The 22,503-nt window shown below is 69.3% G+C and carries 25 protein-coding genes and 1 pseudogene; 13 read left to right on the top strand and 13 right to left on the bottom strand.

All coding sequences use genetic code 11. The features are described 5' to 3' along the window. Positions 1-34 precede the first annotated feature (34 nt). Positions 35-664: a MarC family protein gene (locus ACFV8T_RS29775; RefSeq protein WP_385333519.1), complete on the bottom strand. Its 630-nt coding sequence runs from the start codon at positions 662-664 to the stop codon at positions 35-37. Between the two features lie 280 nt (positions 665-944). Here ACFV8T_RS29775 and ACFV8T_RS29770 point away from each other — a divergent pair, with 280 nt between their 5' ends. The 3 genes from ACFV8T_RS29770 to ACFV8T_RS29760 all read left to right on the top strand — a co-directional run bounded on the left by ACFV8T_RS29770 (position 945) and on the right by ACFV8T_RS29760 (position 1,900). Further along, complete coding sequence (locus ACFV8T_RS29770; protein ID WP_385333516.1) at positions 945-1,385, top strand: GNAT family N-acetyltransferase; 441 nt, start codon at positions 945-947, stop codon at positions 1,383-1,385. A gap of 148 nt (positions 1,386-1,533) precedes the next feature. Further along, the gene (locus ACFV8T_RS29765) at positions 1,534-1,668 is read left to right on the top strand and encodes a hypothetical protein (RefSeq protein ID WP_385333515.1); all 135 of its coding nucleotides are present in this window, start codon (positions 1,534-1,536) and stop codon (positions 1,666-1,668) included. After that, a complete protein-coding gene (locus ACFV8T_RS29760; protein WP_385333803.1) occupies positions 1,637-1,900 on the top strand; it encodes an NADAR domain-containing protein in 264 nt (87 codons plus the stop codon). The genes ACFV8T_RS29765 and ACFV8T_RS29760 overlap by 32 nt, the downstream gene beginning before the upstream one ends. A 246-nt stretch (positions 1,901-2,146) precedes the next feature. Here the strand turns inward: ACFV8T_RS29760 and ACFV8T_RS29755 are convergent, their stop codons facing one another. The 3 genes from ACFV8T_RS29755 to ACFV8T_RS29745 all read right to left on the bottom strand — a co-directional run bounded on the left by ACFV8T_RS29755 (position 2,147) and on the right by ACFV8T_RS29745 (position 4,701). Continuing rightward, positions 2,147-2,605: a hypothetical protein gene (locus ACFV8T_RS29755; protein ID WP_385333512.1), complete on the bottom strand. Its 459-nt coding sequence runs from the start codon at positions 2,603-2,605 to the stop codon at positions 2,147-2,149. A 194-nt stretch (positions 2,606-2,799) separates the two neighbouring features. Then, complete coding sequence (locus ACFV8T_RS29750; protein ID WP_385333510.1) at positions 2,800-3,825, bottom strand: hypothetical protein; 1,026 nt, start codon at positions 3,823-3,825, stop codon at positions 2,800-2,802. A gap of 399 nt (positions 3,826-4,224) precedes the next feature. Beyond that, positions 4,225-4,701, bottom strand: coding sequence for a hypothetical protein (locus ACFV8T_RS29745; RefSeq protein ID WP_385333508.1), 477 nt, complete (start codon positions 4,699-4,701; stop codon positions 4,225-4,227). A gap of 261 nt (positions 4,702-4,962) precedes the next feature. On the opposite strand from ACFV8T_RS29745, the gene ACFV8T_RS29740 reads away from it, so the two are divergent. The 4 genes from ACFV8T_RS29740 (at position 4,963) to ACFV8T_RS29725 (ending at position 9,091) form a co-directional block, all read left to right on the top strand. Further along, complete coding sequence (locus ACFV8T_RS29740; RefSeq protein WP_385333800.1) at positions 4,963-5,724, top strand: DeoR/GlpR family DNA-binding transcription regulator; 762 nt, start codon at positions 4,963-4,965, stop codon at positions 5,722-5,724. Then, positions 5,721-6,668, top strand: coding sequence for a 1-phosphofructokinase (gene pfkB, locus ACFV8T_RS29735; RefSeq protein WP_385333506.1), 948 nt, complete (start codon positions 5,721-5,723; stop codon positions 6,666-6,668). The genes ACFV8T_RS29740 and pfkB overlap by 4 nt, the downstream gene beginning before the upstream one ends. 82 nt (positions 6,669-6,750) lie before the next feature. Further along, positions 6,751-8,763 carry a fructose-specific PTS transporter subunit EIIC gene (locus tag ACFV8T_RS29730; protein WP_385333503.1) on the top strand — a complete coding sequence of 671 codons (2,013 nt, stop codon included), beginning with the start codon at positions 6,751-6,753 and terminating at the stop codon, positions 8,761-8,763. Positions 8,764-8,818: 55 nt separating this feature from the next. Then, the gene (locus ACFV8T_RS29725) at positions 8,819-9,091 is read left to right on the top strand and encodes an HPr family phosphocarrier protein (RefSeq protein WP_385333501.1); all 273 of its coding nucleotides are present in this window, start codon (positions 8,819-8,821) and stop codon (positions 9,089-9,091) included. A 243-nt stretch (positions 9,092-9,334) separates the two neighbouring features. Here ACFV8T_RS29725 and ACFV8T_RS29720 read toward each other — a convergent pair whose 3' ends face one another. Together ACFV8T_RS29720 and ACFV8T_RS29715 are read right to left on the bottom strand one after the other, a co-directional pair. After that, entirely contained in the window at positions 9,335-10,027 is a 693-nt protein-coding gene (locus ACFV8T_RS29720; RefSeq protein WP_385333498.1) for a formylglycine-generating enzyme family protein, read from the bottom strand. Positions 10,028-10,281: 254 nt separating this feature from the next. Beyond that, a complete protein-coding gene (locus ACFV8T_RS29715) occupies positions 10,282-10,740 on the bottom strand; it encodes an NUDIX domain-containing protein (RefSeq protein WP_385333496.1) in 459 nt (152 codons plus the stop codon). A 170-nt stretch (positions 10,741-10,910) separates the two neighbouring features. Here ACFV8T_RS29715 and ACFV8T_RS29710 point away from each other — a divergent pair, with 170 nt between their 5' ends. Both ACFV8T_RS29710 and ACFV8T_RS29705 read left to right on the top strand, forming a co-directional pair. Further along, positions 10,911-11,510 carry a hypothetical protein gene (locus tag ACFV8T_RS29710; RefSeq protein WP_385333494.1) on the top strand — a complete coding sequence of 200 codons (600 nt, stop codon included), beginning with the start codon at positions 10,911-10,913 and terminating at the stop codon, positions 11,508-11,510. 152 nt (positions 11,511-11,662) lie between these two features. Further along, on the top strand, positions 11,663-12,370 hold the full coding sequence (locus ACFV8T_RS29705; protein ID WP_385333492.1) for an NUDIX domain-containing protein: 708 nt from the start codon (positions 11,663-11,665) through the stop codon (positions 12,368-12,370). A 197-nt stretch (positions 12,371-12,567) separates the two neighbouring features. Here ACFV8T_RS29705 and ACFV8T_RS29700 read toward each other — a convergent pair whose 3' ends face one another. Continuing rightward, positions 12,568-13,728 carry a S1 family peptidase gene (locus tag ACFV8T_RS29700; RefSeq protein WP_385333798.1) on the bottom strand — a complete coding sequence of 387 codons (1,161 nt, stop codon included), beginning with the start codon at positions 13,726-13,728 and terminating at the stop codon, positions 12,568-12,570. Between the two features lie 467 nt (positions 13,729-14,195). On the opposite strand from ACFV8T_RS29700, the gene ACFV8T_RS29695 reads away from it, so the two are divergent. Then, complete coding sequence (locus tag ACFV8T_RS29695) at positions 14,196-15,356, top strand: nucleotidyl transferase AbiEii/AbiGii toxin family protein (RefSeq protein WP_385333489.1); 1,161 nt, start codon at positions 14,196-14,198, stop codon at positions 15,354-15,356. A 26-nt stretch (positions 15,357-15,382) separates the two neighbouring features. Here the strand turns inward: ACFV8T_RS29695 and ACFV8T_RS29690 are convergent, their stop codons facing one another. From ACFV8T_RS29690 to ACFV8T_RS29680, 3 genes are all read right to left on the bottom strand, one after another. After that, entirely contained in the window at positions 15,383-15,652 is a 270-nt protein-coding gene (locus ACFV8T_RS29690) for a hypothetical protein (RefSeq protein WP_385333486.1), read from the bottom strand. A gap of 35 nt (positions 15,653-15,687) precedes the next feature. Further along, the gene (locus ACFV8T_RS29685; protein ID WP_385333483.1) at positions 15,688-16,152 is read right to left on the bottom strand and encodes a MarR family winged helix-turn-helix transcriptional regulator; all 465 of its coding nucleotides are present in this window, start codon (positions 16,150-16,152) and stop codon (positions 15,688-15,690) included. Positions 16,153-16,366: 214 nt separating this feature from the next. Next, a complete protein-coding gene (locus ACFV8T_RS29680; protein ID WP_385333480.1) occupies positions 16,367-16,918 on the bottom strand; it encodes a glycoside hydrolase family 25 protein in 552 nt (183 codons plus the stop codon). A 152-nt stretch (positions 16,919-17,070) separates the two neighbouring features. On the opposite strand from ACFV8T_RS29680, the gene ACFV8T_RS29675 reads away from it, so the two are divergent. Then, complete coding sequence (locus ACFV8T_RS29675) at positions 17,071-17,766, top strand: NADPH-dependent F420 reductase (protein WP_385333795.1); 696 nt, start codon at positions 17,071-17,073, stop codon at positions 17,764-17,766. Positions 17,767-17,928: 162 nt separating this feature from the next. Here ACFV8T_RS29675 and ACFV8T_RS29670 read toward each other — a convergent pair. Further along, positions 17,929-18,695: pseudogene (locus tag ACFV8T_RS29670) on the bottom strand (SDR family NAD(P)-dependent oxidoreductase). Positions 18,696-18,721: 26 nt separating this feature from the next. Here ACFV8T_RS29670 and ACFV8T_RS29665 point away from each other — a divergent pair. Beyond that, positions 18,722-19,105: a LysR family transcriptional regulator gene (locus ACFV8T_RS29665; protein ID WP_385333477.1), complete on the top strand. Its 384-nt coding sequence runs from the start codon at positions 18,722-18,724 to the stop codon at positions 19,103-19,105. Between the two features lie 194 nt (positions 19,106-19,299). On the opposite strand, the gene ACFV8T_RS29660 is transcribed toward ACFV8T_RS29665, so the two are convergent. Both ACFV8T_RS29660 and ACFV8T_RS29655 read right to left on the bottom strand, forming a co-directional pair. After that, on the bottom strand, positions 19,300-20,664 hold the full coding sequence (locus ACFV8T_RS29660; protein ID WP_385333474.1) for a radical SAM protein: 1,365 nt from the start codon (positions 20,662-20,664) through the stop codon (positions 19,300-19,302). A gap of 180 nt (positions 20,665-20,844) precedes the next feature. Then, complete coding sequence (locus tag ACFV8T_RS29655; RefSeq protein ID WP_385333471.1) at positions 20,845-21,690, bottom strand: pentapeptide repeat-containing protein; 846 nt, start codon at positions 21,688-21,690, stop codon at positions 20,845-20,847. Positions 21,691-21,850: 160 nt separating this feature from the next. Between ACFV8T_RS29655 and ACFV8T_RS29650 the strand changes: the two genes are divergently transcribed. After that, positions 21,851-22,503, top strand: a 653-nt coding sequence (locus ACFV8T_RS29650; RefSeq protein WP_385333469.1) for an FAD-binding oxidoreductase, incomplete at its 3' end; no start/stop codon positions are given.

Here is a 22,503-nt window from a genome sequence, read left to right as displayed (position 1 = left end):
CGGCCGGGCGGACGCGAGGCCGGGAGAGGCTCTCTCAGTGGTCGCGTCCGCTCAGCCCGACGCCGAGCTCCACCAGGCCGTCGAGGACCAGGTCGATACTGACTGCGGCGAGCAGCAGTCCCAGAAGCCGGCCGAGCAGTTCGAATGTCGCATGGTGTGTGGCGCGGAGCACGCGTTCCAGGAGCAGGATGCAGACGAGGTCGAGCAGAATCACCGCCACGTACGCGCCGGCAACCGTGGAGCGCCAGGTCCAGGACGAACGCGCGGTGGCCTCGATCAGCAGCGCTGTCATGGCCAGCGGACTGACGACGAACGGCACGAGGAGTTCGCGCAGTCCGCTGGTCACGTCGGCGGTTTCCTCGTCCGGTGCGTCCACTCCGGTCCGAATCCCCAGGACGAGTCCGACGGCGTAGAGGAAGAAGATGATGCCGCCGGCAAGCAGGAGAGCGGGGGTGCTGATGTGGAACAGGTCCAGGAGCACCGGGGCGGTCAGGCTGGCTACCAGGCCGATGAAGATCGCCGCGCCGCAGGACAGCAGGGCGATGGTGCGAAGTTGGCGCGTCGGGTGCAGCTTCGCCAGGTGAGCGAAGGAGAGCAGAACCTTGGGCGGCCCGACGACCGAGACGAAGGTGATCAGAGCGGCGGAGAAAGTGAGCGCGTTCACCCGCGAAATCTAGGCCGCCGGGTCCGACTCCACGCAGTAGGCGAGGCTGGTGTCCCCCGCATCCGGCGAACGAGATCACGGCACCGGGCTCACGCTGTGCGATGCCCGGTCCGGCGGGCAGGCAGGCCTTCGACGCGCCCCTGTCTGCGGCGGTGTCTCCGAGTCGTGCCTTTTTCTGACGGCATTCGATTCGGGCACAGGCTTCTCCGCATGGCACGATGACTTGCGGTCGACGCAATCACGGTTGACGCTCCGGGGTGCGCTCGGATTTCCTTCTGCGATGCCTGACATTCGTATCGAACGGCCAGACAGAGAAACCGCATTCAAGGACTGGCAGTACGTCCACAATGCGATCATCCCTACGCACGTCCTGTCGCTGGACGACGTACGGGAACGCGCCCAGCGGCACCACCTGGAAGTCGCCTATCTCGGTGACGTTCTCGTAGGTAGCAGCACCGTGCGGCCGCCGACGGGTGATACATCGGCGGCCACGGTGATCGCCCGTGTGCTGGCCGATCGTCGTGGACAGGGATTCGGTGAGGAGCTCTATGCGCGCGGGCTGAAACGGGCGCGGGAGCTGGGTGCCCGGGTGGTCGAGACCGTCGTCCTGGCCTCCAACGAGGACGGTCTGCGGTTCGCGCGGAAGCGCGGTTTCATCGAGACCGAGCGCTACCTGCTGCCGGGAGAAACCATCCCCTGGATCGACTTGCGGCTCTCATGACCCGCCTCGCCCTCTGATCTCATGGGGCGGAAACGCCTGTCCGTCGATAGTGGACTTTCCTCCTCGCGAAGGTGCGGGTGAACAGCCTCACCTCCGGCCGGCGCTCTCGCCCCTCTGTACCGGCACTTCGCTGCGTTTCCTGGATGTGGTGACGCTCGATCGGTTCCTCGCCGAGGCGGGGTTCGAGATCGAGGCCCGGTACGGCGACTGGCACCGCGGACCCGTCACTCCGACGAGCCAGGAGATCGTCACTGTCGCTCGCCGCAGACAGGAAGGCCGGTGAGGCATGTGCTCTGAGGAAGAATCGTTGCCGGCCCACCCGCACGCCACTGCGCGGCGCGGAGCCGGGCCGCGACCCGTCCAAACCGTTGCGACGCGATTGGGAGCGGGTCAGGGACGAGGTGTTGCGTCGCATGGTAGCGGCCAAGTTCCGTACACACACCGACATCCGTGAGGTTCTGCTGTCCACCGGCGATGAAGCGATCGTCGAGGACACGACCACCGATCACTCCTGAGGTCGCGGTAGAACCGGGGACGGCAAGAACCTGCTCGGACGGATCTGTACCCGTACCCGTGGCCGGCTCGGGCCGAGTTCGCCGGAACCCACGGGAGCCACGGCCGTCCCGGACGGTGACCGGAGGAGTTGCTCGTGCCCGCTCGCGGTCGGGCAGACGGCCCGTGCCACCCGCCGGCGGGCGAGGACACGGGCCGACCGCGCCGTCATCCCGGCCCGGCGTTTCGATCAGCGTTCAGAGGCCGGTTCAGAACACGAACGGGCCCGGCGACTGAGTGGAGGTCGCGTTGCAGGTCGCGGTGATGCCGAACACCACGACCTTGAGGGACTTGGCCTCCAGGCTGTCCCCCGAGGCGACGGTTCCCTTGAGCGGCCCCGTCGACACAGGGCTTCCGGCGGGGATGGCCGGGTTGGAGTTTCCGGTGAACGTCACTGTTGACGCGCCCTTGTTGGTGAGAGTGAGCGTGGAACTGACCGAGTTCGCCCCGATGCTGATCGGTGCCGTGATGGCGGACGTCGAGACATTGATGGTCGCGCTCGTGCCGTCCTGCGTGGCGGTGAGGGTCGCGCTGCCCGAGCCGTAGGATCCGCAGTCGAAGGAAATGGTGGCGGTGGTGGGGGCGACCGCCTCGGCCGTGGGTGCCAGCGCGAGCGTGCCCGCGGCGAGGGCGGAACAGATGGCGAGTCGCCGTATGCCATACCTCATGGTGGTTGCCCTTCATGTGGGGGGACTGCCGACGCGCTGAATCGACGTGCCGCGTCGGAACACAGCACTCCCTGACGAACCGTCAGGGCGGCTGCCTCCCCCATTGAGGCACGACCCCCTTGAAGCAACAAGGCACATCACCATGATTCTTGACATGCCACGGCCAATTCAGGTCACCCCCTGGGGCTCCCCCGTCAGGAGGGCAGCTTCAGATCCGTGCATCCATGGCGCTGCGCGGCACGTTCGGCGAAGGCGCGCAGCGCGGTGCGGAGGTAGCCGCGCGGCGGGGCCGCGTACTCGGTGTCATTGACGGTGAAGAGGGCCCGCGGGCCCGTGCCGCACACGGCGCTCGCCCAGGCGCTGTGACGGTCGGCGCCCGCGTCGCCGCGGTAGCCGCCGGGACCGTCCTCGGAGGTGCGCAGGCGCTGCGTGTACGGGCCGAACGCGGCGTCGAACCAGTAGAGTTCCTCGTCCCGCGCCTTGGTCTCGCCGAGTGCGCAGGTCTCCAGGAGGGCGGTGCCGGGGGCGGTGGTCTCACGGTGCCAGTCGACGGAGTCGTCACCGGGGACGGGAACCCCGGCACAGGTGCCCGTGGCGTTGCCGGGTGCCGGGCGGTCGTCCTGTACGGGGATCGGCGGCACGCCGGTGCCGTGGGGGGCGTCGCACGACCATCGCTCGGCGGCCCGTTCGGCGGTGGCCGTGGCCAGCCGGGCGATCCGCCGGGTCTCCGCGGCGTTCTCGTGCGACTCGTCGGCACGCACGGCCACCACGAGGGAGGCCGGCCTGTTGGTGCAGTTGAGCACGATGCCGGTCTCGCGGAAATCGGTGTAGCCCTGCCAGTCACCGCCGACGGCGACGGGCAGATGGTCGGAGTCCCCGTCGCGCAGCATCGAGAGCGGATCGCCGGAGAGGTTGCGGTTGCGGACGGCGTCGTGCGGAATCAGAGCGGCCAGCAGCCGGGTGTCCGCCACCCCGCACTCGTACCAACGGTCGTCGTCCGCACCACCCGTGCGGTCCCCCGGCAGTCCGGGGTCGGTGGAGTACGCGGTCAGGGCGGCGGACTCGGCGACCGGCAGCAGGCCCTCGCAGTACGTCGCGAGCCGGCCCTCGTACCGCCACCGTTTGCCGGTGTCGCTCATCCGGTACCAGCCGTAGCCGGCCGCGAGCACGAGGGCCAGTGGCACCACGGCGTACAGCGCAATCCGGCGCATCGTCTTCATGGCGCGTCGGCCTCCCCCGTATCGATCACGGGCCCCTGCCTATCATCCGGGGCCCGGGACCCGACAACCGCCCTGCCCGAAATGGGCGCTGCTGCGGGCTTCGAGCAGCGCGGATCACACCGCGTCCCGCGCGGCCCGTCCCGGGCAACGCCACAGTCAGCCAAGGCGGGTCGTCCTACGGGGCGGGGCCCGGTCGGCCCCGGCCCGCTCGACAGCCAAGAGCTGTCCCCTAATCCCTGGTGGATCAGCGTGCGGCGTCAGATGCGGTGCATCGCAAGGACGCGGCGAGGCGCCATAGCTGTCGTCGCACGCCCGCCAGGGGTTACGGGACAGCCCTGAGGGCCTTTTGTTTGGATCACGCCCGGCTCGCGGGGTCCGGCCTGATCCAAACGAAAGACCCTAGGCCGGCCACGCGATCTGCCCGTTCACAACCTCGATCGCATCCGGCGTCAGGGCTTCGAGATGCCTCAAACCGCCGATCGGAACGGCATCGCCCGCGAGCCGGTCGGCGTCGTGAACTCGCGCCGCAAGCCAGCACAGCAGCTCGCCGACCTGCTCGAACTCGTCCGGGTGGATCTCCTGCCGGGAGGTCAGCGACCAGCCCTTCCGCGGCAGGTCCGCGCGGTCGGCCAGTGCCGAGCCCAGCACACCGCCCACCCGCCAGGCCGCACCGTTGCCGGCGAGCAGTGGACGAGGTTCGTCCTCGATCACCGGGTCCCCCGCCTCGTCCACCACCACGATCGGGAACGCGGTCACGATGGACAGGCGCTCCGGCTGCGGCCCGATTCCCAGATGCCAGCGCAGCTCGGCGAGCTCCTGCTCGGAGAGTTCGTCCCGCAGATCGACCGATATCGCCAACTCGTACACGTCACTCACGCCAGGCACCCTACAGAGAGGGTCCGACATGCCGATCCGGACCCGGGGCAGGGCGTACACCCAGCACGCTCCGCCTCCCGTGATGCCAGGAGTCGCCGCACCCACCGGCCGTGTGACGCGCCCGGTGATACGACGATCTCGATCCCGGTGCGATGTTTCCGTTCAGGCCCGTATGTGTCCGAATCTATTTACATCCCCGAATCACGGGCGTAATCTGACCACCAAACCACACACTCAGGCATGGAACGGATCCAAAACAACATGTATGCACCGGAGCGGCAGCAAGCCATCCTCCGCCTCGCCCGCGAGAGCGGCCGGGTCGACGTGCTGTCCCTGGCCGAGGAGTTCCAGGTCACCGCCGAGACCGTACGGCGTGATCTGAAGAGTCTCGACCGGGCCGGGCTGCTGCGGCGCGTCCATGGTGGCGCGATCCCGGCCGGGCGGCTCGACTTCGAGCCCGACCTCGCCGAGCGCGATGCAGTGGCCATCGACGAGAAGGAACGCATCGCGACAGCCGCGATCGGTGAGCTCCCCACCGACGGCAGCGTGATCATCGACGCGGGCAGTACGGCCGCCCGGCTGGCCGCGGCCATCCCGCTGGACGCCCACCTGACCGTGGTGACCCATGCGCTGCCGGTGGCCGCCAGGCTCGCCGACCACCCCGGCATCGCGCTGCACCTCGTCGGCGGCCGGGTCAGGCACCGTACTCGCGCCGCCGTCGATGCCTGGGCGTTGAACGCCTACAGCGAGATCAACGCCGACGTCGTCTTCCTCGCCACCAACGGCTTCTCACCGAAGGGTGGCCTGACCACGCCGGACCTGGCCGAGGCCGCCGTCAAACGCGCCATGATCGCTGCCGCCCGGCGGGTCGTGCTCCTGGCCGACTCCGCCAAGTTCGGCCAGGAGCACTTCGCCCGCTTCGGCGATCTCACCCAGGTCGATCTGCTCATCACCGACACCGGACTCGGCTCCGACGACGCCCTCGCCATCGAGAGCCTGGGCACGGAAGTAGTACGCGCATGATCCTCACCGTCACCCCCAATCCGAGCCTCGACCGTACGTACGAGCTGCCCGAGCTGACTCGCGGAGCCGTGCTGCGGGCCACGGACGACCGGGTCGACCCCGGCGGCAAAGGCATCAACGTCTCGCGCGCTGTCGCGGCGGCCGGCCACCGTACGATCGCTGTCGCACCGCTCGGCGGACCCGAGGGCGCGCTGCTCGCCCGGCTGCTGAGTGAGCACGGCATCGAGGCGGCCGGAGTGCCGATCGTCGGCAGCACCCGTATCAATGTGACGCTCGTCGAGCCCGACGGAACACTCACCAAGGTCAACGCGGTGGGCCCGGAGATCACCGCGGCCGAGGCCGAGGCCCTGCTCGATGCCGTACAGACCAGGTCGACGGCCACGGACTGGATCGCCTGCTGCGGCAGTCTGCCGCGTGGACTGCCGCCGCAGTGGTACGCCGAGCTGGTGGCGCGGAGCCACCGGGCCGGGGCCCGGATCGCCCTCGACACCTCCGGCGCGGCGCTGACCGCGGCGCTGCGGGAGCACCCCGATGTGATCAAGCCGAACGCGGAGGAGCTCGCCCAGGCCGTCGGTCGCCCGCTGGCGACGGTGGGCGATGCCGTGAAGGCGGCGGAGGAACTCCGCGAGCGCGGTGCCCGCTCCGTTCTGGCCAGCCTCGGGGCCGACGGGCAGTTGCTGGTCGACGGTGCGGATACGTACTTCGGCAGCGCCCGGGTGGAGACGGTCCGCAGCAACGTCGGAGCGGGCGACGCCTCCCTCGCGGGCTTCCTCGCCGCGGGCGGAAGAGGCCCGGCCGCGCTCGCCGCGGCGGTCGCCCACGGCGCGGCGGCCGTACAGCTGCCGGGCAGCGTCATGCCGACCCCGGCCGATCTCGATCTGTCGGCGGTCACCACGACCACCGAAATCCCTCTGGACCGACCCCTGACGGAGCCGACTTCATGACTGCCGCGCATCCGCGACCCAGCCCGCCGCCCCGAGTGTCCCCCGCCGCCCGCAGAACGGTCCACGAGCAAGGAGCCCCGCGATGAGTGAACTGATCACCGCGGAACTGGTCGATCTCGATCTGTCCGCCGAGACGAAGCACGACGCTGCCCGGTCGCTCGCCGAGCGGATGGTCGCCGAGGGCCGGGTGACCGACCTCGACGGCTTCCTCGCCGATGTCGCAGCCCGTGAGGCACAGATGCCGACCGGTCTGGACGGCGGCATCGGCATCCCGCACTGCCGCAGCGAGCATGTCACCACGCCCACGCTCGCGTTCGGCCGCAGCGGTTCGGGCATCGACTTCGGTGCGGCGGACGGCCCCGCCGATCTGATCTTCCTGATCGCCGCGCCGGCCGGAGCCGACGACGACCACCTCACCATCCTCTCCGCGCTGGCGCGGCGGCTGATGGACCCGGACTTCACGGGCGCGCTGCGCGCGGAGCGCGACGCCGGCGCGGCCGCGGCCCTCATCCGCGGCAAGGAGACCCACCCGGCCGACTCGGCTCCGCAGGCCTCGCCCCCGGATGACGTACCGGTGGACAACCCTGGCGCGGACAGCGCCGCGCCGGCCGCCGCCGCACCGTTCCGGATCGTCGCCGTCACGTCCTGTCCGACCGGTATCGCCCACACCTACATGGCGGCCGAAGCGCTGGCAGCCGCGGCCCGTGCCGAGGGCGTGGTGCTCGATGTCGAGACGCAGGGCTCGGCCGGGTTCGAGCGGCTCGATCCCGGGCTGATCGCCTCCGCCGACGCGGTCATCTGGGCGCATGACGTCGAGGTGCGCGAGAAGGCCCGGTTCGACGGCAAGCCCATCGTCGACACCGGGGTCAAGGCGGGGATCAACCGCCCAGCCGAGCTGATCGCCGAAGCGAGGCAGAAGGCGGAGCGCGGCGAGACCAGCACCATCGCGGCCGGCGCCGCTCAGCGGGACGGTGGAGCCGCGACCGGCGGTGACCACGCCCACTTCGGAATCCGGCTGCGGACCTATCTGATGTCCGGCGTCAGTTACATGGTGCCGTTCGTCGCGGCGGGCGGGCTGCTCATCGCCCTGTCGTTCGCCATCGGCGGCTACGAGATAACCGGTGCGAAATCCGTCGCGGACCACTTCGTCTGGGGCGAGGCCGACAGTTGGGCGGCTCTGCTCAACCAGATCGGCACCGCCGCATTCGCCTTCCTGGTGCCGGTGCTGGCCGGGTACATCGCGTACGGCATGGCCGACCGGCCCGCGCTCGTTCCCGGCTTCGTCGGCGGCGCCATCGCACTCACCATCGACGCGGGCTTCCTCGGCGGCCTCGCGGCCGGTCTCCTGGCCGGTGCGGTGGTGATGGCGATCCAACGGGTGAAGGTCCATCCCACCCTTCGGGGCATCATGCCGGTGCTGGTGATTCCACTGATCGCCTCGGCGGTCGTCGGTTTCCTGATGTTCATCGTCGTCGGCAAGCCGATCGCATCCCTCCAACGCGCTCTGACCGACGGGCTCAACGGGCTCTCCGGCTCGAACGCGATCATCCTCGGCATCGTCCTCGGGCTGATGATGTGCTTCGACATGGGCGGGCCGCTCAACAAGGTGGCGTACGCCTTCGCGGTCGGCGGTCTGGCCGACCCGACGCCCGGCAGCCTCAAGGTGATGGCCGCGGTGATGGCCGCCGGTATGGTGCCGCCGCTGGCCATGGCACTCGCGACCACCGTGCGCGGCAGGCTGTTCAGCAAGACCGAACGGGAGAACGGCCGGGCGGCCTGGGTCCTGGGCGCATCCTTCATCAGCGAGGGCGCGATCCCGTTCGCGGCGGCCGACCCGCTCCGGGTGATCCCGTCGGTGATGGCCGGCGGCGCGGTGACCGGTGCGCTTTCGATGGCCTTCGGCTGCACATTGCGGGCCCCGCACGGTGGCATCTTCGTGGTGCCGCTCATCGGGGATCCGTTCCTCTACCTGCTGGCCATCGCCGCCGGTACGACGGTCGCCACCGCCCTGGTCGTCCTGCTCAAGGGCATGCGCCGGAACACGGAGGCATCCGCACAGGCGACCGCGGAGCCCGAGATCTCCGTCGCCGCCTGACGGATTCCCCAGCAACCCGCATCTCCACCCCGCCACCACCACAGGAGAGTTCACCATGCATCAGCGCACCGTCGTCGTCGGTTCCCGCAGTGGTCTGCACGCCCGCCCGGCCTCGTTGTTCGTCAAGGCCGCTGCCCAGCATCCGGTCAAGGTGACGATCGGCCGGGACGGTCAGAGCGCGGTCGACGCCCGGAGCCTGCTCTCCGTTCTCGCCCTCGGGGCCCAGCACGGCGATTCGGTGGTGCTGACCGCGGAGGGCGAAGGCGCGGAGACCGCGGTCGAGGAGCTGGCCGCGCTCCTCGCTCGCGACCTGGATGCGACGCCGTAATTTCAGCTACCCCCTGCCGTCCCCGGAGCACCCAACGGCTCCGGGGACGGTGGGCGTTTCCCGAGCCGTTGTGTCGAACCGGCCGCAACGGCGGGCAGGGCCGTGATACCACGCTCGGCATCACCGTGTCCGTGGGGCGCGGCTGCCCGGCGAAGGGCGGCAACCTCACGCTTCCCGGCCTGCTCGCCGGTGTTCGGCGGTGCTGAACAGCAGGCCACCACGGGTGTCGGGAGTGTCACCGGTTCACAGCGTTCGGGCGAGCCGGAACCCCAGGTCGTCGATGCGGAACGTGGGGTGGCTCTTGCGGCGGCACGATGCGCGGCAGCCTCGGGGCCGGTCGAATCCGCCCCCGCCACGGAATACGCGGTACGGGCCGTAGACCTCGGGGTCGTAGAGGTCCCAGCACCACTCCCACACGTTGCCGATCATGTCGTGGAGCCCCCACGCGTTGGGCATCCTGGTCGCGACGTCGTGCACTTCGTCGCCGGAGTTCCCGCGGTGCCAGGCGATCTCGTCCAGGTCCCCGTAGCGGTCGCCGGAGGTTCCGGCTCTGCATGCGTACTCCCACTCCGCCTCGGACGGGAGCCGATAGCCGTCGGCCTGCCAGTCGCAGTCCACGTCCAGCCCGTCGGGGCCGTCGCCCGTCGAGTAGCAGGGCCGGAGTCCCATCGCCTGCGAGAGCAGGTTGCAGAACCGGACAGCCTCGTTCCAGGAGATCTCGGTCACCGGTGTACGTGGACCGGCCGAACTCGCGGGCAACTCTCCTCGAACCGCCTGGTACAGCTCGCGGGTCACGGGGTACGGCGCCAGTCGGAAGGCAGCGACCTCTACCTTCCAGTCCGTCCTCGTCCCCTCGTCCCGCAGCACGATCTCCCCGCCGGGGATGCTCCTCATGCTCTCGGCATTCGCCTGGCGACGTATGGATTCCGCGCTCATCACAGCTCCTCATGTGCTCCAGCTCGTCGAACCGGTGCGCCGGACCGGCAGCCTCCCGGGGTGCCCCGTCCTGCTGTCTCCTGAGCGAGTGAGAATACAGACGACAGTGACGCAGCGGCGCGGCGTTCCCGATGCCCCGTCACATCGCCCCGCTCCGGCACCAGTCGCGACACCGGACCACGACTCCCCATCCGTCGGGATCAGTGGAGGTGGATGTGGACGTGGACGGCGACGGGGCCGCGTCCGCCGCCGGGTCAGTCGCGGTAGCCGGGCATGGTGGTCCAGAGCGGATCGATGTGGCCCAGCCAGGCATCTTGTTCGTCCGCCAACGGTCGCTTCAGAGGAAGCGGGAGGAAGCGGCAGGCGAAGGTGAGGCCGGCGTCATCGCCGTCTCCTCGGACCTGGTGCTCCCACGTGTCAGGGGTGTCGGCCGATGCTCGGAGGAAGAAGAAGGTGGTCCTGCGCGGCTGTCCCGTATCGGGGTGCGGCTTGTCCTCCACGGCGATCCTCCGGACCACGGTGGCTGACGAAAGCCCGGATTCCTCCGCGACCTCTCGCAGGACGGCGTGTTCCATATCTTCGTCCGGTCCCACTCCGCCGGCGGGCACCTGGGTACCGGCTGCCGGCATTCCGATGTGGTCGAACACCAATAACTCGGGTACGGCACGATTCCGGATCACGTATGCGGCAACACGGATTCTGGGTCGGGTCATACACACATTCTCTGCCACCGGCAGCGCTCGCCGCGCGGGACTGCACGGGACCGCACCGGACCGCACGGGACCGGGCTTGAAGGCTGGAGAGCGAGAGGCATCCGCATGCCCATGGGCGCAAGGGGCTTTCGCCGGAATACCCGGTTCCCGCCCTCTGGAAGACTGGTTGTGTGACGGTGACAGAGGAACTCTTGCGACAACAGGACACACTGCGATCCGCGGCGGACGGGGTCAGCGCCGATCTACGGCTGGACGCACTGCTGCCCGAGGTCGGCCGACCGGTGCGGGTGGGAAGTTACGCCCTTGGTCTGATGGTCCGTCGCGACCTGGACGTAACGGTGATCTGCCCGCAGCTCGACCCGCGGACCCTGGAGACCGTTGCCGGCATCGGCGCACAACTGGCACAGCACCAGCGGGTGCGGCAGGTCCGGTTCCGCGACGACACCGGTGAGTGGAACACCGACCCGGACTACCCCGACGGGCTCTATCTCGGTGTGGAGTGTCGCTCAGTGCAAGGTCAGGACTGGACACTGGACATCTGGTTCGTCGACGAACCCGACCGGCAGCCCGACCTCGCCCACGTCAAGGCAATGCCTCCGCGTCTCACTTCCGAGACCCGCGCGGCGATTCTCGAAGTCAAGCGGGCCTGGGCAGACCGTGCCGAGTACGGCAAGTCCGTGAAGAGCGTCGACATCTACCGGTCGGTCCTGGACGACCACGTCCGCACACCCGAGCAGTTCGACGAATGGCGTGCCCGCGCGGAGTCCTGAGGGCGTTCAGCGTCGATCTCGTGGGCAACGCCCGCCGTTCGTCGATCAGGCCCGGACCGGTGCGCGGCATCATGTGATCGTTGACGACTTCGCAGCCTCGGCTGCCTCCGTCATTTGCTCAGTGCGCTCAGGGCGGCGGTTAGTCTTCACGGATGACCGACGAACCCTTGCTGCTGAACGTCCAGTTCGACGAAGCCGGCCTCGTCGTGGCCAAAGAGCCTGGTGAGGACGGAGCTTACTGCTTCCCTCGCCATGGCCGGGTGCCGGACAGTTCGCGGTGCTCGCTCCCCCTGGCCGAGGCATTGCACGCGCGGATCCGGCCCGTCGGCACCGCGGAGACCGTGCTGCGGAACTGGGTGACGGGAAGTCCGGCGCGGGAAATGGCCCTCTGGGATGATCCGGCGGCTGCCGATCCGGTGCGGGTCCGGGCCGGCGCGGTGGTGATTCGTGAGGGGCGGATGCTGCTCATCGGCTTCGAGGAGGACGGGCACCCGTTCTACGAGATTCCGGGCGGCGGCGTCGAGGACGGCGAGACTCTGCACGCTGCGGTGATCCGCGAACTGCGGGAGGAGACCGGCCTGCGCGGCGAAGTGGTCAGGGAAGTGGCCCGTGTCTGGAAGGACAATCGCCGTGAGCACTACTTCCTGCTGCATGCCGAAGGCGAGATCGGTGCGCCTGCGGAACTCGACAACTACGGTGGAACGCCCACGTGGATTCCGGTCGACCAGCTGCCCACCACCCCGGTGTGGCCCCGGCGACTGGCCTGGCGCATCGCTCACTGGTACACGACCGGGTGGCCCACTCGACCGGCCGAACTCGCCGACAGCATCAACGACCTTCGGGCCGACTGCACTTGGTGAGTGTGTTTCGCGGTTCCCGTCACGATTGCACACGCGACACGGGGCACCCGGGCGTCGAACTGACTGAGGCCGCAGCCTCCTGAGTGCACGCGCGCCACGAGAAGGGTCTGCCGCGAGCGGGCAATGGAGCTCGTGTCGCGACAGACCCCTCGCAGTGGGCGCCGGGCGGACCGGGTCCGGCCGGCTCCCGGGTACCGTCAGGCCGTGTGCAGGGTCAGCCCGTACCGGTTCAGAATCTCATTGATCGGCTGGTGCCAGGTCTCCCCGCCGCCGGTGCAGTCGCCCCAGCCACCCGAGGTGACTCCCTGGGCCTGGTCACCGCTGATGAACGAACCTCCCGAATCTCCCGGCTCGGCGCAGACACTCGTCTTGGTCATCTGATAGACCGCACCCTGGCTGTAGTTCACGGTCTCGTTCGTGGCCAGCACATTGCCGCAGTGCCAGTGGCTGGTGGAGCCGGAACGGCAGATCGAGGCGCCGATGGGCGCCTCCGCGGAGCCCCGCACCAGTTGGTCCGAAACGGTGCCCCAGCCGAGGACCACGGGGACGGTCCACCAACCGTTGCCGACGCTGACCCAGGCGTAGTCGTCACCGGGGAAGGACGACCCCTGGAAGTTGCCGATGGCCGAACGGTCCCATCCGCTGACCGCGGCACCTGCCTGTCCGCAATGTCCTGCCGTGACGAAACCGCCGTACACGGAGAAGCCGATGGAGCATCGGACATTGCCCGTGTAGTAGGGATCGCCGCCCACGGTTCCGGCAGCGAAGGTCCTGGGTGCCTCTGGTGTCTGATTCACCAGTACGGGACCGGCCCTGCGGGCCTGTTCGACGAACTCGCGGACATCGTTGTCACCCGCTGCCGGAGCGACGACGTCGACGACGACGCGGTTGGCCTTCGGGTCGACGTGCCAGCCGCTGACACCGTCCGGCGCGGTCAGCCTGTCGATCCGCATCCTGGTCGCGTCGAGCTGCCGTGCGTTGTGGCGTACCAGCTCGACGGACGCGCCGGCCGCTCGGACGTCACCCGACTTCCGGCTGTCGGTGACGGCCACGGTGAGCCTGCCCGTGGCCGGATCGAACCAGGAGCCGGCATAGGACGATCCGGCGGCCCGTCGCGCCTTGCCCTGTACGGCGGTTGCCGTCTTCTCCGCAGCCAGCCTGGCCCTGGCCTGACTTCTCGTCAGGCCGAGGTCCCTTTGCATGGCGGAGAGCAGTCCTGCGGACGCCGGCGCTTCATCGGTCGCGGAACGGGGTGTCATGGAAGGCGAGTCCGCCGCGGCGGCGGACGCGGGACCCGAGGCAAGACCCACGGTCGCCCAGGCTCCGACAACCAGCGCGGCAGCCAGGCTCGTACGCAGTGCGTTCACACATCTCAAGGCAATGGCCCTTCTGTTGTTCCGGCATCGTGGGGGAGGAACAGCAGGCGTCCGGGAGCTCTCACCTGAGAGCGCTCTCAGAGTGTGCCGCAACGGACTGTAACGCAGCTCGCCTATCAGGTCCATGCCAATGAATGTTTCCGGTCCCGGTCAGAGGTGCGTCCTTCGCGCCACGGCGCCCCCACCGAGCCCGCCTCCCTCCGCTCCGGGCGGACACCTATGCTCGCGTCAGATGATCGTGCGTGCCCGATGCTTCAGCTCCCGCCACGGGTCTCGCGCACGGCAGCGCACTCTCCCGCAGGAGCCTCACCATGACTTCCTCCGCCGACGAATCCGCTTCCTGGACCAGGTTGTGGGAGGGCTCCCCACGGGTTCCTCATACGCCCCTCGACGAGAAGACACGACGCAGCTCGGGGATTCCGGGCACATTGCTGCCTGCACCGGACGGGATGAATCACCCCCTGGTCTTCGAACCCGCTCTCAAGCAGTTCGCCAATGCCTACCGGGCAGGAGAACCGGACTTCGGCGATGGCGGGGAAGAGGTGGGGCGCACCTGGCATCGGGCGCGGCGTACCGTACTCGACACGGTGCTCTCATCCATCGCGGACGGCCCGTGGAGCGGCCATCTGGTGTTGCGTGGCAGCGTATTGATGGCCACATGGTTCGGTAAGGCCGCCCGCGACCCGGGTGATCTGGACTTCCTCTTCGTACCCCGGGACTGGGCCATGGACGACCCTCGGACCTCGGGTCTCTTCGGCACGATCGCCCGTGACGCGGCAGCGTCCGCCGTCGGTGGCCCCGTCCGGATCGACGCGGCAGGCACGGTGACGGAGGACATCTGGACGTACGACCGGGTTCCGGGCCGGCGCATGCTGCTGCCGTGGACGGCGGACGGGGTGCCCGGCGGCACCGTGCAGCTCGACGTGGTGTTCAACGAGACCCTTCCCTCGCCCGCCGTGCTCACCGAACTCCGGCCGCTGGGAGACGGCCCGGGTTGCCGCGTGCGGGCCGTCTCCCCCGAGCTGTCGCTGGCCTGGAAGTTGCTGTGGCTGGTCACCGACATGTATCCGCAGGGCAAGGATCTGTACGATGCCGTGCTGCTCGCGGAACACTCCCCACCTGTTTACGAACTGTTGCGGGAGGCCTTCGTTCTCGGCGGGACCGAGGGCCTGCGCCCCGTCGGCGCCCAGTTGTTCGACGATTTGAGGGTACAGACCGATTGGGAGCACTTCACCGCGGAACACCCATGGGTCACGGAAAGTGCGGCGAACTATTGCGGACGTCTCGCGCGAGCGCTGGCACCGCGCCTGGAGACGGAGGTGCCGGCTGACGGGACGGGCCGGTACCGACAGTGGGCCCGGTGGCTGCAGCCACTGGTGGAGGCCACGCGCGCGTCGGCCGCGGCGGACCCTGCCGCCGCGCTCGGGTATCTGGCCGAAGGCGGGCGGGACGGGTTGCTGGCGGCCGTCGTGGTCGTACGGGAGATCGCCGGGCCCCGGTGTCCGGATCTGGCGGAGGCACTCGCCGACGTCCTTTCCCATGAGGGAAGTTGGCAGTACTGGCGGGACCATCCCGAGGCGTGCGCCCGGCTCCTCGACGAGCTGCGCTGATCAACTCCCCCGGTTCCTGGCCCGGTTCAGCCGGCCCGGCCGATCGCGCTGCGCAGCATGGCGATCGTCGTCGCGGCGGCCGCTCGCTCCGCGCCGTCATCCGTCGCGCGTACTCGCTCCTCCAGGAGGACCACGGCCGCCTGGAGGACACCCACACGCACCGGAACGCTCTGCATAGCCGTCAGTACGGCCGCCGCCTGTTCGGCCGGGGTGGCCGTGGCGGCCTGTGGAATGAGGGTGGTGATTCCGCGCCCGAGCGCGCGGTCGCGAGGCGGCTGAGCCGCGGCTGTGGTCACCCGAGAAGTGTGCCGCACCGGACCCGGGGAATCGGTCAGCGACCTGGCTGTGCCCCTGCGGGACCTTCATGGACATGGGCATGCACTCGCCTCAACAGTGCTGCCAGCTGGGCCTGTTCCGGCCCGGTCAGAGGTGCGAGCAGCGCCTCCTGCACAGTCAGTGCCTCGGCCTGGAGCTCCCTGAGCGCCGCACGGCCGGCCGAGGTGGGCGTGACGGTCACCCGGCGGCGGTCGCCGGTGTCGCGGGCCCGGTCGACGAGACCGGCCACCGAGAGATCGTCCACGATCTTGACTATGTCGCTCCGGTCGATGCCGAGCCGCGATGCCAGCTCCCGTTGTACGTGAGGGCCGAAGTCGACGAGCGCCGACAGCACGGCCATGTGCCAGAGCCGCAGATTTCGCTCGGCCAGTCGTGCTGCCAGCATGCCGCGCGCCGCCTTGCCGGTCTTGGACATCAGATAGGTCGTGAGTCCCAGGAGGCTGGGCGGGGTCTCGCTCATCGGCACTATCTTAGGCCCACACCAATCATAGGTTTTCACCTACCAATCGGAGCGCGTCATGGATGCCCGCATCCGTGCCTGCCGGAGCACGACGCGCGGTGCCCCGCTCCAGGTGCACAGCGCCACGCGTCCTGCGTCCCGTCATCTTGATCCGGTCATGGCCGTGTCCGTGCTCCGGCGTCCGGTCCTCGGTCTCACCGCCCTGACGCGGCGCCTACCCCCGGGCCCAGTCGCGCATGGCCGTCCGCGACGAGAAGGCGGCGACGTCCTTGTCGAGCGGTTGGTCGGTGTACTGATGAATACGCCAGGATGCCTTGATCCTGGGCTTCCCCGCGGTCACATAGTCGGCGATCCACAGACCGTCCCCGGCATACGACGTGGTGTCGTGGTTCAACCAGAAGTAGCGGTTGCAGTACAGCAGAACCTTGTGGTGGGGCCGCAGGCGCTTGACCTCACGAATGAAGCGGTCCTTTTCGGCATTGCCGGCCCTCGTGCCTTCGCCGTTCTGCTCCCAGTCGACGGCGAGCAGATCGCCCGCCTTCTCGGGAGCCTTGCTCACGAAGTACTCGGCCTGGGCCGTGATGTTTCCCGGCCAAAGAAAATGATAAAAGCCGACCACGCACTCCGCGTCCCTCGCACGTTTCACCTGGGCCGCCAGATGCGGATTGATGTACGAACGTCCCTCGGTGGCCTTGATGAAGACGAAGTCCAGTCCGTCCGTGTCGAAGGACGACTGATGGGAGCTGACATCGACGCCATGCAGCATGGGCACCGCCTTCAAGTGGTCTCAGTGATTCCGTTCTCCTCCTGTAGGTGCCCGCAGCAACTCGTTCCCATCCTTCGGGTGAATGGGCGAATCGCTTTTCCAACGGCAGGAATACGGACCGGCGGCGGGTAGTTGATGATGCGCGAGACCACATCACGTACCGCAGGCGCCATGGGAAGGTCGGATCCATGAAGATCGGCATCATCGGAGCGGGCAACATCGGCGGAAACCTCACCCGGCGCCTCACGGCGCTGGGCCACGACGTCTCCGTCGCCAATTCGCGCGGCCCTCAGACGCTCTCCGCGCTCGCCGACGAGACCGGAGCCACCGCGGTCACCGCCGCTGAAGCGGCTCGGGGAGCCCAGGTCGTCGTCGTCACCGTTCCCCTCAAGGCCGTCCCCGATCTGCCCGCCGGCCTGATCGACGGTGCCGCGGACGCGGTCGCGGTCATCGACACGGGCAATTACTATCCGCAACAGCGCGACGGCCGTATCGCCGCGATCGAGGACGGCAAGCCCGAGAGCCGCTGGACCGAGGAGCAGATCGGTCATCCGGTGATCAAGGCGTTCAACGGGACGTACGCACAGGACATCCTCTCCAACGGCCTTCCCCAGGGCAGCCCCGGCCGTCAGGCGTTGCCGGTGGCCGGTGACGACGCGGCGGCCAAGCAGGTCGTGCGCGAGCTCATCGACAAGCTGGGTTTCGACACCGTGGACGCGGGAGGCCTCGACGAGTCCTGGCGTCAGCAGCCCGGCACGCCTGTTTACGGTCATCAGGGCGACGCGGAGGCAATTGTCAAGGCGCTCGCCGAAGCGTCCCCCGAGCGCACGGCCGAGTGGCGCGCCTGACGTCCCCGATGCCGGGGACGGTCGGGTTCGTACCCGTCATCCCCGGCGCGCCTCTCACCGATGAGCGCCCCGGCGCCGGTCGTGGGCCCGCAGGCGCACTCCGGCGCGCGTCCGAGGGCCCGGCGCATGCGCCCTGACGTCAGGTGCGGCAGGGCGCACTTCTCATTCGTCGAAGTCGGTGCTGCGGCTGACCGTCTCCCAGGCGAGAGTCTCTGCGCGGGCCGCTTCGAGGTGGGCCTGGATCGCGTCGATCGCGTCGTTCCCGAGCGGCAGTCGCAGCGGCGTCTCCTCGGCGGCGAGAGCGGTGAGATTGGCTGCAGCCGCCTTGTCGGGGTCGCCCTCCTGCTTGCCGTCCGAGCCGGGGAGGTTTGTCCGTACGGGGCCGACCGTCGCCACGTACGCGGGGATCTCGGCTGCCCGGCGGAGCGCCCCTCCCCCGTCGAACCCGGGCCGGAACGACCCGGGTTCGACGATCAGGACCTTGATTCCGTGCGGGGCGACCTCGGCCGCGAGGGCCTCGGACAGTCCTTCGAGAGCGAATTTGCTCGCCGAGTAGGCACCGACCCCGGGGAAGGTGAACCGTCCGCCCATGCTGCTCATCTGCACAATGGCGCCGGATCTCTGACGGAGCATGTGGGGCAGCACCGCGCGGACCAGCGCCGCGGGACCGAAGAAATGCAGGTCCATCAGGTCCCGCAGTTCCTGGTCGGTGGTCTCCTCGACCGCCCGACCAGGCCGAGGCCCGCGTTGTTGACGACGACATCGATGCGCCCGTGCCGGAGCACCGTATCGGCGACGACCGCGGCGATGCGTGCGGTGTCGGTCACGTCCAACTGGGCTGCCACGGCCCGGTCGGGGTAGGCGGCGACCAGATCGCCGAGCGCCTCGGGCCTGCGGGCCGTGACCACGACGGTGTCCCCTGCGGCCAGAGCGGCGTCAGCTGCACTACCTCACCGTGATCGCCGACGAGGAGAACCTCGGACGGGCCGCGCAGCGGCTGTACGTCAGCCAGCCGGCTCTGTCCTATGCGTTGAAGAGTCTTGAGTCCGAGCTGGGTGTGCGGCTCTTCGGCCGGCACGCCGGGGGTGTCTCCGCGACCGCCGCCGGGCGCGACATCGTTGCCGAGGCTCTGCTCACGGTCCGTCAGTCCGAGCGGGTGGCCGCCGCCGCGGAACGGCACCGGCGCGGGGCGACGGGCGTGCTGCGGGTGGGCTTCGAGGCGAGCGGTGCGGGTGAACTCACCACCCGCGCACGGGCCGAGTTCGCACGGCGCCACCCACGCGTGTGCGTGGTGCCCAAGCGCTATGACTGGGGGCAGGAAGGCCGCCGCTCTGCGTAAGGGGCTGGTCGACGTGGCCTTCGTCCGGCTGCCCAGCGATCTGACCGGCCTCCGCTCCGAGATGGTGCGTACGGAACCACGCGTCGCCTGGGTCGACGGCACGGACAACAACCTGGTGCGGGGGTTCGCGCGCGTGGTAGGCGAACTGGCGGCCGGGGCCCGGACCGGGTCCGGGCCCGGCGACCGGACCGGTACTACCGGTCGTCTTCCGGACGGGCCGGAAGGCTGTCCATGAACGAGCTGACGGAGAAGACGGCGCGTCCGGGTCCGGGCGGCCCGTAGCCGGGGGGCGAGCTGAGGCCGTACTCCTCCATGGTCGCGCGATAGGCGTCCAGCAGGCGGATGTGGTATTCGAGCGGCGCCCCGTCCGGGTTGGTCTTCCCGAGCGGGGTGGTGGGCTCCGGGCACCAGGTGGTGAACCGCGGGGTGATGCCGTGCGACATGAAGAACCGCAGGCCCTCGGTGGTCGAGGCGATGGCTTCGTCCACCGTGGTGAAGCCGAAGGGCTCGGCCATCTCCACGCCCGCCACGAAGTTGGGGATGACGTTGCGGGCGCCGAAGACCTCGGCGGAGTCCAGGATGCGGCGGTGCCATTCGTCGCGGCCCACGTAGCGTTCCTTGCCCGGACAGTAGAGCTCGAACAGCCGGCGGTCCCACACCTCGTAGTTGGGGTGGTAGATCTGCACGCCGTAGTCGTGGAACCGCTGTACGTCGGCCTTGGGCAGGGCCTGGGCGACGACCTTGCCGATCCAGCGGCCGGGGAACCGCTCCTCGATGGCCTTGGCGTACTGCCCGTAGAAATCGGCCTCGTCACGGCCTCCGATGTGGGAGGTGATGGCCCCGCCGGTGAGGGTGTAAGCGGTGGAGGCCTTCGCCGTGTCGTACTTGTCGATGATGGCGAGCGCCTCCAGGACCTCCTCGACCGGCTTCACCCCGGTGTACGGGCGTCCCGCCGCCTTGTGCTGGCGCCAGTTGTGATTGATGTCGCAGTACTGGCACTCCTCCTTCGCCCCGAAGTACTGGCAGACCCGGAAGACGGTCAGGTAGACGAGGTATCCCCACTGGATGGTGGGCGCCACCTCCATCACGGACTTGCCGTTCTCCAGTGTGTGCCGGTAGTAGTCCGGCATGGGCGGCAGACCCACGTCGGAGATCCGCCGGCCGTCGAGATACAGCCCGAGCACACCGTCGTCGTCGGCCGCGACACGGTACGGGGACGCGGGGTTGACCCGCACCGACACGACGGTCCTGCGCAGGTCGTACGGACCGCCGGTGAGGACGATCTCCTCCGGCGGACGGCGAAGTGCGGCCGCGCCCAGCTCGGGAAGGGTGCCGTGGTCGAACGAGAAGATGAAGTAGGACTTCGGCTTGACGTCACCGTCCTCGTTGTCGCTGAGCGCGGACTCGTCGAACGCCACGCCGCCGCGCAGCAGATCCTCCTTGATGACGGCTTCCCGGGGCACGTGCGGGAACTGCTCCATGAGGCGCTCGACCAGGCGGGTGCGGTTCCCGTCGGTGCGACTCGGTTCGGTGCGGCTGCGGTCGGTACTGCTGGGCATGTGCGGGACTCCTCGGTCCGGTCGTCTGCGGCGTTCCGGGTACGCCACACTGTGCAACGAACCGGACACGTCCGCAGTGCCCCGACCCACCGGCCGATTCGTCCCGATGTGGCGCGGATGGTCCATGGCCGCCAGTGGTGCGTCCCGGCCGTCGGTCGGTGGCCGCCTCCGGGCCGGGATTCACCGGTCCCAGTGCGTGGGGCGGCCGAGTGATGGCGGGAGCTTCGTCGCCGTGTCGCCCCGGGCCGCGTTGAGCTGGGCCTGAGCGAGGAAGAGGCTTCCGGTGAGGTCGGCGCCGGACAGGTCCGCGTCCCGGAAGTCGGCGCCGATCAGGTCGGCCAGGCGCAGATCGGCACCGGTGAGGTCCGCGGCGATCAGATAGGCGCCCCGCAGATCGGCGCCCCGCAGATCGGCACCCTTGAGCCTGGCTCCGATGAGGTCGGCGCCGCGGTGGTCACGCTTCTTCCTGCGCGGCGCCGTCGCCCGTACCAGTTCGCTGGTACGGAGCAGCAGTTCGGCCACGACGTCGCGGTGCCCGGCCACGTCCAGTTCCGAGAACGCGTCCGCCGGGAGGTGGGTGAGGCGCTCCGTCTCGTCGAGGGTGCGCCGGATCTCCGCGCGGAGGGGCCGCGCCGGTTCCAGGGACAGCGCTTCCGTGAGGTACCAGAGGAGTTCATGGAGCTGCCGCACGACCGGGAACACCTGGAACATCTGCCGGGCGGTCTGCGGGGCCCTGCGCCAGTCCTGTCCGTCGAAGATCTCACCGGAAACCTTCTGGCCCGCTCCGAAGCAGTCGTACACGGTGCAGCCGGGGAAGCCCTGTGTCCGCAGTTCGGTGTGGATGCCGCAGCGGAAGTCCTCCTGGAGGTTCCGGCAGGGCTTCCCGGCGTCCTTGTCGATCGCGAAGTCCGCGGACCGTGTCAGGGTCAGCGCCACGCAGCACAGACCGAAACAGTTCGCGCAGTCGGCGCGCAGCGCGGCACGATCGGTGCGGTCGTGGCCGGGGCCTTGGACATTGTCGGGCACGGTGCGTAGGTCCTCTGGGTACGGAACTGTCGGACGGTCGACCTTATCGGGATCCGTCACCCGTTCGCGTCAATTTCATGACCTCCGGATCAGGGGGCTCCGATCCGGCCTGCGCGCGATGATGGTGGGTAGTACATCTTTGTAGGAGGTGGCCACGACCGTGGCGAACGCAGCAGTCGACGACATCCCTGCCCGCCGGGTACTCACCGATCCGACCGGCCTCGCGCGGTACCAGCACGACGAGGCCGAGTGGGCCCCGTACGGAACGCCGCTGGCCGTGGTGCGTCCGCAGGACACCGAAGAGGTCCGGGATGTGGTCCGGCACTGCCTGGCCCACCGCATCCCGCTGGTTCCGCGCGGCGCGGGCACCGGCCTGTCGGGAGGTGCGAACGCCGTGGACGGGGCGATCGTCCTGTCCTTCGAGGACATGAACCGCATCGTCCGCATCGACAGGGCGGAGCGGCTGGCCGTCGTCCAGCCGGGAGTGGTCAACGACGATCTCCGGGCGGCGGGCGCGGAGCACGGGCTCTGGTACCCACCGGATCCGGCGAGTTCGCCCTGGTCGACGATCGGCGGGAACGTCGCGACCAACGCCGGAGGCATGTGCTGCGTCAAGTACGGCGTGACGCGCGACTACGTCCTCGGCCTCGAAGTGGTCAACGGGCTCGGTGAGGTCGTCTCGCTCGGCCGACGAACCGCGAAGGGCGTAGCGGGGTACGACCTGGCCGGCCTGATGGTCGGGTCCGAGGGCACCCTCGGCGTGATCACGGAGATCACGGTGCGGCTGCGTCCGGCACGGCCGCAGGAACGGAC

The organism is Streptomyces sp. NPDC059832 (assembly GCF_042731715.1).
Lineage (GTDB): Bacteria > Actinomycetota > Actinomycetes > Streptomycetales > Streptomycetaceae > Streptomyces.
Note: the sequence above shows the minus strand (reverse complement) of the source record. Positions and strands in the feature narration are given on the sequence as shown.